12 protein-coding genes and 1 pseudogene are annotated in these 12,747 nt (G+C 62.7%); 10 read left to right on the top strand and 3 right to left on the bottom strand.

Annotated elements, in window-relative coordinates; genetic code table 11:
• Positions 1-74 precede the first annotated feature (74 nt).
• Both BX591_RS11850 and BX591_RS11845 read left to right on the top strand, forming a co-directional pair.
• Positions 75-1,562: a SulP family inorganic anion transporter gene (locus BX591_RS11850; RefSeq protein ID WP_111931447.1), complete on the top strand. Its 1,488-nt coding sequence runs from the start codon at positions 75-77 to the stop codon at positions 1,560-1,562.
• Between the two features lie 99 nt (positions 1,563-1,661).
• The gene (locus tag BX591_RS11845; RefSeq protein WP_111931549.1) at positions 1,662-2,417 is read left to right on the top strand and encodes a glucose 1-dehydrogenase; all 756 of its coding nucleotides are present in this window, start codon (positions 1,662-1,664) and stop codon (positions 2,415-2,417) included.
• 7 nt (positions 2,418-2,424) lie between these two features.
• Here BX591_RS11845 and BX591_RS11840 read toward each other — a convergent pair whose 3' ends face one another.
• Positions 2,425-3,297 (bottom strand): LysR family transcriptional regulator, encoded by an 873-nt coding sequence (locus BX591_RS11840; RefSeq protein ID WP_111931445.1) that lies wholly within the window; start codon positions 3,295-3,297, stop codon positions 2,425-2,427.
• 193 nt (positions 3,298-3,490) lie between these two features.
• On the opposite strand from BX591_RS11840, the gene BX591_RS11835 reads away from it, so the two are divergent.
• The 7 genes from BX591_RS11835 (at position 3,491) to BX591_RS11805 (ending at position 10,826) form a co-directional block, all read left to right on the top strand.
• On the top strand, positions 3,491-4,456 hold the full coding sequence (locus BX591_RS11835) for a sugar ABC transporter substrate-binding protein (protein ID WP_111931443.1): 966 nt from the start codon (positions 3,491-3,493) through the stop codon (positions 4,454-4,456).
• 70 nt (positions 4,457-4,526) lie between these two features.
• Entirely contained in the window at positions 4,527-6,140 is a 1,614-nt protein-coding gene (locus BX591_RS11830; RefSeq protein ID WP_111931441.1) for a sugar ABC transporter ATP-binding protein, read from the top strand.
• Positions 6,141-6,142: 2 nt separating this feature from the next.
• Positions 6,143-7,141 (top strand): ABC transporter permease, encoded by a 999-nt coding sequence (locus BX591_RS11825; protein ID WP_111931439.1) that lies wholly within the window; start codon positions 6,143-6,145, stop codon positions 7,139-7,141.
• A 31-nt stretch (positions 7,142-7,172) separates the two neighbouring features.
• Complete coding sequence (rbsK, locus tag BX591_RS11820) at positions 7,173-8,111, top strand: ribokinase (RefSeq protein ID WP_111931437.1); 939 nt, start codon at positions 7,173-7,175, stop codon at positions 8,109-8,111.
• Between the two features lie 130 nt (positions 8,112-8,241).
• Positions 8,242-9,345 (top strand): nucleoside hydrolase, encoded by a 1,104-nt coding sequence (locus BX591_RS11815; RefSeq protein WP_111931435.1) that lies wholly within the window; start codon positions 8,242-8,244, stop codon positions 9,343-9,345.
• 241 nt (positions 9,346-9,586) lie between these two features.
• Positions 9,587-10,450 (top strand): alpha/beta hydrolase family protein, encoded by an 864-nt coding sequence (locus BX591_RS11810; protein WP_167444534.1) that lies wholly within the window; start codon positions 9,587-9,589, stop codon positions 10,448-10,450.
• 64 nt (positions 10,451-10,514) lie between these two features.
• Positions 10,515-10,826: a hypothetical protein gene (locus BX591_RS11805; protein ID WP_035560047.1), complete on the top strand. Its 312-nt coding sequence runs from the start codon at positions 10,515-10,517 to the stop codon at positions 10,824-10,826.
• A gap of 77 nt (positions 10,827-10,903) precedes the next feature.
• Here the strand turns inward: BX591_RS11805 and BX591_RS11800 are convergent, their stop codons facing one another.
• Positions 10,904-11,350: a Fur family transcriptional regulator gene (locus BX591_RS11800; protein ID WP_111931431.1), complete on the bottom strand. Its 447-nt coding sequence runs from the start codon at positions 11,348-11,350 to the stop codon at positions 10,904-10,906.
• 206 nt (positions 11,351-11,556) lie between these two features.
• Positions 11,557-11,800, bottom strand: a pseudogene (locus BX591_RS11795) (histidine kinase); the annotation flags it as partial.
• 263 nt (positions 11,801-12,063) lie between these two features.
• Between BX591_RS11795 and BX591_RS11790 the strand changes: the two are divergent.
• Entirely contained in the window at positions 12,064-12,726 is a 663-nt protein-coding gene (locus BX591_RS11790) for a TetR/AcrR family transcriptional regulator (protein ID WP_338068892.1), read from the top strand.
• The last annotated feature ends 21 nt before the right edge of the window (positions 12,727-12,747 follow it).

The following is a 12,747-nucleotide window of genomic DNA, read 5'->3' as shown; positions in this document are numbered from 1 at the left end:
TTTTGACTCGATGCCCCCGCAACGATCGGCCATGCTTCGCCGCGCCCCGCATTTTCTGGCTTCGATTCCCCTAGATGAAGATTGAAACTTTCCACGAGCAGTGGTTCTCCGATATCAGGCAGAACGTACTGGCGGGCCTGACGTCCTCGTTCGCACTGGTTCCCGAGTGCATTGCGTTTGCACTGGTCGCTCAGGTCAACCCCTTGATGGGCCTTTACGGGGCCTTCATTATTTGCGCGCTGACGGCGATTTTTGGCGGCCGGCCCGGCATGATCTCGGGCGCGGCCGGGTCGATGGCCGTGGTGATCGTCGCACTAGTCGTGCAGCACGGTGTGCAGTATTTACTCGCCACGGTGGTGCTCGGTGGCCTGCTGATGGTGCTGTTCGGCATGCTACGGCTCGGTAAACTGATTCGCATGGTGCCTCACCCGGTCATGCTCGGCTTCGTCAATGGGCTGGCCATCATCATCGCGATGGCGCAGCTGGAGCATTTCAAGGCGGCGACGCCGTCGGGCGTGCAGTGGCTGCACGGCACGCCGCTAGCCGTAATGTGCGCGCTGGTCGTGCTGACGATGCTGATCGTCTATCTGCTGCCGCGCGTCACCAGGGCCGTGCCGCCCGCGCTCGTCGCGATTGTCAGCGTGGGCGTACTGAGCCAATCGATGCACTTGCCGACGCGCAATCTCGGCGATATGGCGCACATTGCGGGCAGTCTGCCCGTGTTTCATCTGCCGGCCGTTCCGTGGAACCTCGAAACACTGCGTATCGTATTGCCTTATGCAGTGTTGATGTCGATCGTTGGCTTGCTGGAGACATTGCTCACGTTCAATCTGACCGACGACATCACGGAAACCGTTGGGCAACCCAATCGCGAATGCGTGGCGCTCGGCGTGGCGAATATCGTGTCCGGTGTTCTGGGTGGATTAGGGGGCTGCGCGATGATCGGCCAGACCATGATCAACCTGAGTTCGGGCGGACGGTCGCGGCTCTCGGGTGCGACGAGCGGCGTGATGATTCTGCTGTTTATCCTGTTTCTGTCGCCGTTGATCGAACGCATTCCGCTTGCCGCGCTGGTGGGCGTGATGTTCGTCGTCGCGCAGCAGACGTTCGCGTGGAGTTCGCTGCGGAGCTTGCGCAAAGTCCCTCGCAATGACGCGCTGGTCGTGGTGGCTGTGACGGTGATCACCGTCTTCACGGACCTGGCGATTGCTGTCTTGTGCGGAATCGTGATTGCCGCGCTCAATTTTGCGTGGCAACACGCGCGCGAGATCCGCACGGACGTCGATGAAACGCACCGCGGTAAAAAGACGTACAGACCGCACGGCACGCTGTTCTTTGCGTCGACCGCGAACTTCGCGGCGTTGTTCACGCCGCAGCACGATCCGGCTGATGTGACGATCGATTGCAGGTATCTCCGTGTCGCGGATCATTCCGCGATCGACGCGCTCGAAACCCTCGCTGAACGCTACGGGAAATCCGGCAAGACGCTCAGGTTCGACAACCTCTCCGACCGCTGTGCCGACCTGCTGCAACGAGCTGGCGCCGCGATCGAGCATGCGTGATATCGGCGGGCGCGATACGATGGCTACGGTCATGTGAAGGCCGCGAGTGTCTTCACGACGTAACGTCGTCAAGGAGCTGAATTGAACGCGAATCTGAAGATGTTCGATCTGTCGGGGCGTCGCGCGCTGATTACCGGTTCGAGTACCGGTATTGGGTTCGCGTTGGCAAAGGGCCTGGCCGGCGCGGGAGCCGAAGTCATTCTGAACGGGCGCAGCGAAGCACGTTTGGCGGAAGCCGAGAGCCGCTTGCGTGACGATGGCGCTACCGTTCATACGGCGAGTTTCGACGTGACCTCCGCCGACGAGGTGGAAAAGGCGATTGCCCGGATCGAAGATGAAATAGGCGCGGTCGACATTCTCGTGAACAACGCCGGCATGCAGCGCCGCGCGCCGCTCGAGCAGTTTTCCCATACGCAATGGGAAGAGTTGATGAAGACCAATGTGGACAGTGTGTTTCTGGTCGGCCAGGCGGTCGCGCGGCACATGATTGCTCGCAAGCGCGGCAAGATCGTCAACATCTGCTCGGTGCAAAGCGAGCTAGGCCGGCCGAACATCGCGGCTTACACGGCGAGCAAAGGCGCGGTGAAGATGCTGACCAAAGGCATGGCGATCGACTGGGGGCAGCACGGGATTCAGGTCAATGGCCTGGGCCCCGGCTACTTCAAGACGGAATTGACCGAGGCGCTGGTCAACGACGAGACCTTCAGTAACTGGCTGATCGGGCGCACGCCGTCAAAGCGCTGGGGTGAGGTGGAAGATCTGGTGGGCGCGGTGGTGTTTCTGTCGAGCGACGCGTCGAACTTCGTGAACGGCCATATTCTTTACGTGGACGGCGGCGTGACGGCGACGCTATAGCCCACCCCTAACGAAAAATCTCCGCGATCAGATTCGCTACGGTCCTGATGCGCTCGCTATCGCGCAGCGCCGGATGCAACACCATCCACACGTCCTGATCGAGCGCCTTGATGTGTTTCTCCACGCAAACGAGGTCGCTCGTCGTATCGCCCGCCAGTTGCGCGAGCACACCGAGTCCCGAACCACCCAGCACGCCGTCGAACACGCCCATGCCGTAGCTGCTGCGCAGCGACGGCGCCGGCGCGCCGGGCAGCGTTTTTAGCCATTGCATGGCGGGATGGTCGGGCTGCCGGTCGTCGTAACCGACGAACGACAGCTTGTCCCACTCCTTCTTCGCGATCGCCGCCTTGTGGCGCAGATAGTAGTCGCGCGAGCCGAACAGCCCAAAGCGGATCCGGCCGATCCGCCGCACGTAGAGATCGCCCTCTTCGGGGCATTCCGACCATAGCGCGATGTCCGCTTCGCGCCGTGCGAGGCTATACGGGCGACGCGAAGTCAGCACTTCGATCGCGAGTCCGGGCAGCCGGTCCTGAAACGAGCCCAACAGTTTCAGCAGGATGTAGGACGGCCATTCGACCGCATTGATCCTCACCGTGCCGTGAGCGGCCGCGCCGCCGTTCACGTCCGCGGCGCGTTCGATCTTGTGAGCCAGGTCCTCCATCTGCTCCGCCCAGGCCAGCACGCGGGCGCCGAACGCCGTCATGGTGCACCCCGACGGCACCCGGTCGACTAGCGGCTCGCCCAGCTTTCGTTCGAGTTCGGTGAGCCGGCGCGACAGGGTCGGCGCGCTCAGATCGCAGGCGGTAGCGGCCGCCCGCATGGTCCCACCACGGGCGATCGCCACCAGAATCCGCAGGTCATCCCAATCGACGTGTTCCATTTTTGAAACGCTAGGTTTTGAAATTTGGCATAGCATAACCCACTTCCCAAGGATAGGATTAGTTTTGCCATGCTTGTCGGTTATCGTGCGCAAAGCCATGTGGGCTTTTGCAGGCGGCGGCAAGCGCGGCGTTCCTGCACAACACACGACTCAAGGGCTCGCAGTAGAGCGAATGAGCGACACGGAGACACTAATGATTCGCCAATTCCAACCGGCGCGCCGTCGCGCCATCGTAGCCAGCGCAGCTTTCCTCGCCGTGTCGATTTTGCCGATGCAGTCGGCATTCGCTCAGGCCGCCCATAAGCCGAAGGTCGCGCTGGTCATGAAGTCTCTCGCCAACGAATTCTTCCTGACCATGGAAACCGGCGCGAAGGATTATCAGAAGCAGAATCCCACGAAGTTCGATCTCGTCACGAACGGCATCAAGGACGAGACGGACACGGCTAACCAGATTCGTATCGTCGAACAGATGATCGTCTCGAAGGTCGACGCGCTGGTGATCGCGCCGGCCGATTCGAAGGCACTGGTGCCGGTCCTGAAGAAGGCCGTGGACGCCGGCATCATCGTCGTCAATATCGACAACAAGCTGGACACGGACGTGCTCAAGTCGAAAGACCTGAACATCCCGTTCGTCGGTCCGGATAACGCGAAGGGCGCGCAGAAAGTCGGCGACTATCTCGCGAAGCACCTGAAGTCGGGCGACAACGTCGCGATTATCGAAGGCGTGTCGACCACCACCAACGCGCAGCAACGTAGCGCCGGCTTCAAGCAGGCCATGGCAACGGGCGGCATGAAGGTGGTGTCGCTGCAATCGGGCGAGTGGGAGATCGACAAGGGCAACGCGGTGGCGAGCCAGATCCTCAACGCGAATCCGGACGTCAAGGCCCTGCTGTGCGGCAACGACAACATGGCGATCGGCGCGGTGTCTGCGGTGCGCGCGGCCGGCAAGGCGGGCAAGGTGCAGGTGGTGGGCTACGACGACATCAACGCGATCAAGCCGATGCTGGCCGACGGCCGCGTGCTCGCGACCGCCAATCAGTACGCCGCGAAACAGGCTGTGTTCGGTATCGACACCGCTTTGAAGGCGCTCGCCGAACACAAGAAGCAATCCGAGTTGTCGGGCGTCGTCGAAACGCCGGTCGATCTGGTTACCAAATAAGACTGGCATTGCGCGTGGCGGCTCCGTCGAGCGGCCACGCCGGCTGGTATCTGTCGGTTTTATCACTCTGATGTCTACTCCGATCCCCTCCGTCGCCGAAGCCGCGCCCGTGTTACGGGTGCATGGCGTCGGTAAGACCTATGCCGAGCCCGTGCTGGCCGATGTCTCGCTCGATCTGTACGCGGGCGAAGTGCTCGCGCTGACCGGCGAAAACGGCGCGGGCAAGAGCACGCTGTCCAAAATCGTCGGCGGCCTCGTTACGCCGACTGCCGGCTCGATGTCGCTGGCGGGCGCGGCGTATGCGCCCGCCAGCCGCAAGGACGCCGAAGCGCTCGGTGTGCGCATGGTCATGCAGGAGCTGAACCTTCTGCCGACCCTCTCGGTCGCCGAGAATCTGTTTCTGAATCGCTTGCCGCGACGCGGCCCGTTCGGCTGGATCGACCGCGCTAAATTGCGCGAGGACGCGCGCCATGCCATGGCGCAGGTCGGGCTCGACGCGATCGATCCCGACACGCTGGTGGGCACCCTGGGCATCGGGCATCAGCAGATGGTCGAGATCGCCCGCAATCTGATCGGCGATTGCCGCGTGCTGATTCTCGACGAACCCACCGCCATGCTGACCGCTCGCGAAGTGGATCTGCTGTTCGAGCAGGTCGAGCGGCTCAAGGCGCAGGGCGTGGCGCTGGTGTATATCTCGCACCGGCTCGAAGAATTGAAGCGGATCTCGCGGCGTGCCGCCGTGTTGCGCGACGGCCGGCTGGTGCATGTCGACGAAATGACGAATCTATCGACCGATCGCCTCGTCACGCTGATGGTCGGGCGCGATATCGGCGAGCGGATCGACCTGGGCGAGCGGCGTATCGGCGAGGTGGCGTTCAAGGTCAGCGGGATGACCCGCAAACCGGTGGTGCGCGATGTCTCGTTCGAGGTCAAGGCGGGCGAAATCTTCGGCATCAGCGGATTGATCGGCGCGGGGCGCACGGAATTGCTGCGGCTCGTCTACGGCGCGGATCGCGCGGACGCCGGCACGGTGTCGATTGGGCGCCAGGGCAATGCACCCGTTCCCGTGGCGATCTCGTCGCCGGCGGATGCCGTGAAGCACGGCATCGCCTTGATTACGGAAGACCGCAAAGGCGAGGGGTTGTTACTGAGCCAGCCGATCGCGGCCAACATTTCGCTGGGGCATTTACGCTCGGTGTCGAGCAAGGGCGTGGTGGACGGCCGCCGCGAGGCGGCGCTGGCCACCCGGCAGATCGACGCCATGCGCATTCGTAGCGCGGGACCGGCGCAGCCCGTGTCGGAGTTGTCCGGCGGCAATCAGCAGAAGGTGGTGATCGGCCGCTGGCTCGCGCGCCACTGTTCGGTGCTGCTGTTCGACGAACCGACGCGCGGCATCGACGTCGGCGCGAAGTTCGACATCTATGCCTTGATGGGCGCGTTGGCGCGGGAAGGCCGCGCCCTCGTGGTGGTGTCGAGCGATCTGCGCGAATTGATGTCGATTTGCGACCGGATCGGCGTGATGTCGGCCGGCCGCATGACCGGTCTGTTCGAGCGCGGCGCCTGGACCCAGGACGCGCTGCTGGCCGCGGCGTTCGCGGGCTACGCGAAGCGTGACGACATGCTGCACGCGGCTATCGAACCCGACGCGAAAGCGCCCGACGAAAGAAAATTAGTGGAGTATTAAGCATGACCGCACCAACCAGCCTGCCCACGCTGCAAGACGAACCGCCGAAGAAAGCGCCGATCGGCACCCGTCTCGGCTTCTCGAACTACCTCGGACTGCTCGGCGCGCTCCTTGGCATGATCGTGCTGTTCTCGCTGCTGAGTTCGCACTTCCTGAGCTACGACACGTTCAGCACGATTGCAAACCAGATTCCCGACCTCGTCGTGATGTCGGTCGGCATGACCTTCGTGCTGATCATCGCGGGCATCGATCTGTCGGTCGGCTCCGTGCTGGCGCTCGGCGCGGCCCTGACCAGCGTCGCGGCCTTGCTGTGGCATTGGCCGCCGCTGCCGTCGGCGCTGCTCGGCATGGCCGGCGCCACGCTGACCGGTTGCGTGACCGGCGCGATCACCGTCGCCTGGCGGATTCCGTCGTTCATCGTGTCGCTCGGTGTGCTCGAAGCGGCGCGTGGCGTCGCGTATCAACTCACGAATTCGCGCACCGCTTATATCGGCGACGCCTTCGATTTTCTGTCGAACCCGATCGCGTTCGGCATTTCGCCGGCGTTCCTGATCGCGATCGCTGTGATGGTGGCCGCCCAGTTTTTGCTGACGCGCACGGTGTTTGGGCGCTACCTCGTCGGTATCGGCACGAACGAAGAGGCGGTGCGTCTCGCCGGTGTCGATCCGCGGCCCTACAAGATTGCCGTGTTCGCCATGATGGGCCTGCTGGCGGGTCTCGCCGCGCTGTTCCAGATTTCCCGGCTGGAAGCCGCGGACCCGAATGCCGGGCAAGGCATCGAGTTGCAGGTGATCGCGGCGGTCGTGATCGGCGGCACGAGTTTGATGGGCGGGCGCGGTTCGGTGACGAGCACCTTTTTCGGCGTATTGATCATTTCGGTTCTGGCCGCGGGCCTTGCCCAGATCGGTGCGACCGAGCCGACCAAACGCATCATCACGGGGGCCGTCATCGTGGTGGCGGTCGTGCTGGATACTTATCGAAGCCGGCGTCGCGCCGCATAAATCGACCATTCGCGCAATGGTGAGCAGGAGAATGAACGTGTCAAAAGAGACGAAACCGGGCCGCGTCCTGGTGGTGGGCAGTATCAATACCGATCTGGTCGCGCGCGCGCCGCATTTGCCGCGTCCCGGCGAGACCATCGGCGGGCATGAGTTTTCGCAGGTGGCCGGCGGCAAAGGTGGCAACCAGGCCGTCGCGGCCGCGCGGATGGGCGCGCAGGTGGCGATGGTCGGCTGCGTCGGCAAAGACGCGAATGGGGCCCAACGGGTCAAGGATCTGGAAGCGGAGGGCATCGACTGCAGCGGGATCGAGGTGCATGCTAGCCAGCCAACCGGTGTCGCGATGGTGACGGTGTCGGACGACGGGCAGAACACCATCGTAGTGGTGGCGGGCAGTAATGGCGAACTGACGCCTGAGGGTATCGCTCGTCACGAAGCCGCGATCAAGGCTTGCGACATCGTGGTGTGCCAGCTGGAAACGCCGCCGGAAGCCGTTCACGCGACCCTCGCGCTGGCTCGCCGGCTGGGCAAGATCACCGTGCTGAACCCGGCGCCGGCCACCGGACCGCTGCCGGCGGAATGGCTGCCGTTGGTCGATTTTCTCGTGCCGAACGAGGTCGAGGCCGCTATCCTGGCCGGCCTGCCGGTCGAATCGGAAAGCGGCGCGCGACGGGCCGCGACCGAATTGCAACGTGGCGGCGCGCGCAATGTGATCGTCACGCTGGGCGCGCAGGGCGCCTATCTGCTGGTGGACGGCGGTGAAGGCCAGCATTTTCCCGCGCCGCAAGTCCAGGCAGTCGACACGACCGCGGCCGGCGATACCTTTATCGGCGTGTTTGCCGCGCAGCTCGCCGCACGCCAGCCTCTCGAAGGCGCCATCAGCCTCGCGCAACGCGCGGCATCGATCTCCGTGACGCGCGCCGGTGCGCAGCCGTCCATTCCGAATCGCGCTGAAGTGGATAGCGCAGCCTGACACGGGCGCCTGTTGTGTGATGTGAGGCTGTCCGTACCGCCACCCTGCCCGGGTGGCTCGACGTCGATTTATCGACACCGTCTCGCGATGGTGTCGCTTCGATAATCACGCTCTAAACTGGACGAAAAACATGAAATCACAATGTCTAGGTATCCTGATGATGTCCACGGTTCTGGCCAGTTGCGGAGGGAGCGTAACGGCTACCGATCCGCTGGCCGGCGCGCCGAAAATCATCATCGACTCGGACTTCAACACAATGGGCGACGACGGCCAGCTCTTCGCCATGACCACGCAGTTGATGGGGCAAGGCAAGGTCAATCTGCTCGGGCTCACGGTCGTCACCGGCAACGACTGGCTGCTGCAGGAAGAATCGGATGCGTTGAAAGCCGTGGAACGCATGGGCGTGCAGAACGTGGTGGGCGTCTACGGCGGCGCGGACTATCCGCTGCAATACGACGTGGCGGCCATACGCGCGCAGCAGGCGGCCAATCCGCAAGGCTATTTCGGCGCATGGAGCCGGCCCGAGCCGACGCAACAGTCGCAACTCGTCCCGCCGCCGGACGGCTTCGCGGTGTCGACCAGGCTGCAGACGCAAAGCGCCGCCGACTTCATGATCCAGACCATCAAGGGCTACCCGAATCAGGTGACGATTCTCGAAGTCGGGCCACCGACCAATCTCGCCACGGCCATCATGAAGGCGCCGGAGATCGTGCCGCTGATCAAACAGATCGTTTACATGGGCGGTGCGATGGCGGTGCCGGGCAACGCGAACGCCGTGGCCGAGCTTAACTGGTGGTTCGATCCGCTTGCCGTGCGCACTGTGTTGCAGACCACGATTCCGCAAGCCGTGATTCCGCTCGACGTGACGAACACGGTGCCGCTCACGCAAAGCGTGTACGACCAGATCGTCAACAACCCGACCAAGCAGACCGCAGTGACGAAGGCCTACGGCATTGCGAATGCGGGCGCGTTTGCCGACAACACCGACCTGTTCGACACGTTGACGATTGCCTACTTCCTCGATCCGACGTATGCCACGCAGACCAAAAGCGCTTACCTCGATATCGACACCACGAGCAGCGAAAATCAAGGGCATGTGACGGTCTATCCGGATCAGCCTGCGTCCGGCGCTTCGCCGAACAAGATTACGTATGTCACACAGTTCGATAACAACCGGTTCTTTAGCCTCTATGTCGATCTGCTGACGCGCCCGGTGCCGATTACGCTGCCGTGACACGGCGCTGTCGAAGCGGAGCAGAAGCCCATTAGCCTTGAAAAGACGAGATCTGCCGCAGCAGGAAGAAAAGCAGTAAGGTAGCGTCGGTGACGACGAATGACCTAAGTAGCTTCTCTTCAAACTCGTGCAGATAAAGTCTTTCAAAAGGCATATGAACAATAAGAACCTGCTCCGCATTGGATTGTTTTTCTGCGCGCTAACGCTCGCGCTATGGCGATGTTCCGCTATCGCGGGAGAATTGGACCCGACGGCGACGGACCTGCATGAAACCGTCGTGTCGGTGCCGACGACCGAAAAAGGATTCTTCGGCATGGGCCAGCGCGAGCTCGTCGCGACGACCTATATGCCCGACGGCGCGGGTCCATTCCCGCTCATCGTTCTCAGTCACGGCAATCCGCCGAACGCCCGTGACCGTGTGAAGGTCGGCCGCTATCGCAAGCTTGCGCAGATTCGCGAGTTCGTCCGGATGGGCTTTGCGGTCATCGTGCCGATACGCCGCGGTTATGGCGCGACGGGCGGCACGTTCGCCGAAGACGCCGGCTCGTGCAAGCGGCCCGACTTCGTGGCGGCCGGTAACGCGGCGGCCCAGGATCTGCTGGCCACGATCGCGTTTGCCGACACATTGCCGCAAATCGACAAAAATCATGTGATCCTGGTGGGGCAGTCGGCGGGGGGATTCGCGTCTCTCGCGGCCGCCAGTTTTTCTCCGCCGGGCGTTATCGCCGTGGTCAACTTCTCCGGTGGACGTGGCGGCCGCCCCGCCACCCATCCCGGCGATCCATGCGCGCCGGAGAGAATGGCCGAGACGATTGGGCATTACGCGTCGACAACGCATGTTCCGGTTTTCTGGCACTACGTCCAGAACGATATGTTTTTCGCACCCGATGTCGTGCGTAGCTGGTTCAGCGCATTTCAGGCGGCGGGCGGTCAGGGGCAGTTGGTGATCGAGCAACCGTTTGGCCGGGATGGCCACGGCATGTTCGCGGTCGACAGTGCGATTCCGATCTGGGAGCCGGGTTTCCAGACCTTTGTTTCTTCCGTGCTGCACACGACCAACGCGGGAAACGACAGCACGCTGGACGCGGTGAAATCGAAGCAGTAGGCTAGACGTGCTGGATGACGTAGCTTGATGCTGCTGGCCCTAACCGACAACGTGGAGCCGAAACATGCAAGTAAGCACGGAAACGCTCGTTGAGATGCTGCGAGAGGTCGAAGCCGACGACCCGATCGATTACGCGGACCTTCCATTCGGAGAGCAGGAACTCAGGCAGCTCGTGATGAGTTCTCTGGTTGAGCGTCACCACCAGGTCGAAGCGGGCAACATGGCCGTGTCCGATATCCACGCGCTTTACCTGTTGAGTACCGCGAAGCTGGTGCTGGAAAACACGGTGCTTCACGCGCGGCTGCTTCTGCTTCAGGGGCAACGGGTGGATGTGCAGGCACTGCTGGCTCCGTTCACGCTTAAAGGCAAGCCGTAGGCGGCGTACGGCCGCCGTGAATTCTGTCGTGAATAGGGCAGCCACGTAAAGCAGCCACCTGAAGCCGGAGCGGACCGCTATTTGCGGACCGTCCGCCTGGCTGGTGCGCTGCCCTTTCTGCATTCGACACACAAACCGGCTAACACCAGGCGTCGCCCCGACACCGCGAATTCGAATTGCTCCGCGACAGCTTGCTGCCGCGCCTCGATTTCAGCATCGAAGAATTCCTGAACGCCGCCGCATGCATTGCAAACGATGTGATCGTGCGGATTGCCGTCATCCAGTTCATAGACCATGCGGCCGTCGCCGAAGGCTACGTTGGACAATAACCGCGTGTCCACCAGTTGAGCCAGAACCCGGTAGACGGTTGCCAGACTCATGTTGCGCGAATCTTCGTTGAGACGCAGGTAAACCGCTTCGGCAGCGAGATGTTCATGAGCGTGTTCCTGAAAAAATTCCAGCACCAGGACACGAGGAAACGTGGGTCGCAAACCGGCTCGCTCAAGAATTCTGTGAGTGTTCATGGATTGGGTGGAAACGGAGGGCGGCGGGGCGGCGCGCCTGAAGCGACGCCTTCAGGGGCATCGTCGAGTCGAGGAGTTCGGGGAATGCCTTCGCTTCGCGGGTGCAGGGCGAGCCACCCGTGGCGCGAACTATGCGTTCGAGCTCCTTGAGGGAACCTTAAGCGAGCGTTTCGAACGTGGGAAAGCCGCGCGCATTGAACAGGGCATCAAGTCTTGCCGCGCATTCTGTCCGTGATCGCCAGAAGATCGGCAAGGGACTGTTTGCATTCGACTGCATTCGACTGCGTTCGGCGTGCTCGCGCGCAATGCGCTCAACGCGCGGTCGATGGCTTTGTCGACGGTGTGCCAGTCCGCGGCGGCACATGGCTTCAACGACGGCTCGGCGTCGTCCCATGCGAGTTCGAGATCCTTGATACGTGCTTTGCCAACCGCGAGATCGCCTTTATCGACCAGCGCCCTGGTGTGCCTTATGTTCGCAATGGCGAGTCTGGCGTCACTTCTGGGCGGCCGCCGACGGGCTTTGATACGCTATGAGGCCATGCGCCGCCTGCGCGCCTTATGGTCGACAATCGCTATTAACGCGCCGCACGAGATTGCTTAGACTGCGTCTTTAACGCTAATCACTTTCCCATTCCACTCGCCGCATGCCTCGACAGTCCAATTCGTCGCCGGTTAAACCGCGCAGGGCGCCCAGCCAGGCCCGCTCCGAACGCATGGTCGCCACCCTGCTCGAAGCCGCCGCCCAGGTCCTCGAAAACAAGGGGCTCGAAGGTTTCAACACGAACGCGGTGGCGGAGCGCGCCGGTGTCAGCATCGGCTCGCTATACCAGTACTTTCCCAGCAAGGACGCGCTCACGTTCGCGCTGATGCAGCGTGAAAGCGAAGGCTTCTATCAGGAGGCGCTAGCGGCTCTCGACCACGCCAACGGATCGGTCGCGCTGGATTACCTGATTGGCGTATCGGTGCGGCAGCAGTTCGCGCGGCCCACGCTCGCGCGACTGCTCGACGTCGAAGAGAGCCGGCCGCACATGCGCGCGGCACTCTCCACGAAAGGCTCGATACGTACTTTGCTGACCGAAATCCTTGCGCGCGACGGTCTGCCGCCGCAAGAGGACACGTTGCTCGCCTCGCGCGACCTGCTGGCCATGATTCGCGGCCTCGTGGACGCGGCAGGCGAGCGGGAAGAGACGGACATGGCCGGACTGATTCGCCGCGTGACGGCCGCCGTATTCGGCTACCTCACGTTGATGTCGACCACTGGCGTCGAGTCGACGCGCGTTTCTTCGGTTGCGCGTACGGACGAGTCGCCGCCAACGCAGGACAAACGCGAGCAAGCCCCGCGCAAGACCTCGCCGCGCGCCCGGAAACGCCCGTAGCGCGGGCTCGCGCGGTCATCC

This window comes from Paraburkholderia bryophila (assembly GCF_003269035.1).
Classification (GTDB): domain Bacteria; phylum Pseudomonadota; class Gammaproteobacteria; order Burkholderiales; family Burkholderiaceae; genus Paraburkholderia; species Paraburkholderia bryophila.
Note: the sequence above shows the minus strand (reverse complement) of the source record. Positions and strands in the feature narration are given on the sequence as shown.

What these genes read in the sequence shown, in the direction of transcription:
- BX591_RS11805 (WP_035560047.1), top strand. Translation starts at nt 10,515, where the DNA reads ATGCAAGTAAGCACGGAAACGCTCGTTGAGATGCTGCGAGAGGTCGAA.
- BX591_RS11850 (WP_111931447.1), top strand. Translation starts at nt 75, where the DNA reads ATGAAGATTGAAACTTTCCACGAGCAGTGGTTCTCCGATATCAGGCAG.
- BX591_RS11800 (WP_111931431.1), bottom strand. Translation starts at nt 11,350, where the DNA reads ATGAACACTCACAGAATTCTTGAGCGAGCCGGTTTGCGACCCACGTTT.
- BX591_RS11835 (WP_111931443.1), top strand. Translation starts at nt 3,491, where the DNA reads ATGATTCGCCAATTCCAACCGGCGCGCCGTCGCGCCATCGTAGCCAGC.
- BX591_RS11825 (WP_111931439.1), top strand. Translation starts at nt 6,143, where the DNA reads ATGACCGCACCAACCAGCCTGCCCACGCTGCAAGACGAACCGCCGAAG.
- rbsK (WP_111931437.1), top strand. Translation starts at nt 7,173, where the DNA reads ATGAACGTGTCAAAAGAGACGAAACCGGGCCGCGTCCTGGTGGTGGGC.
- BX591_RS11815 (WP_111931435.1), top strand. Translation starts at nt 8,242, where the DNA reads ATGAAATCACAATGTCTAGGTATCCTGATGATGTCCACGGTTCTGGCC.
- BX591_RS11830 (WP_111931441.1), top strand. Translation starts at nt 4,527, where the DNA reads ATGTCTACTCCGATCCCCTCCGTCGCCGAAGCCGCGCCCGTGTTACGG.
- BX591_RS11845 (WP_111931549.1), top strand. Translation starts at nt 1,662, where the DNA reads ATGTTCGATCTGTCGGGGCGTCGCGCGCTGATTACCGGTTCGAGTACC.
- BX591_RS11790 (WP_338068892.1), top strand. Translation starts at nt 12,064, where the DNA reads ATGGTCGCCACCCTGCTCGAAGCCGCCGCCCAGGTCCTCGAAAACAAG.
- BX591_RS11840 (WP_111931445.1), bottom strand. Translation starts at nt 3,297, where the DNA reads ATGGAACACGTCGATTGGGATGACCTGCGGATTCTGGTGGCGATCGCC.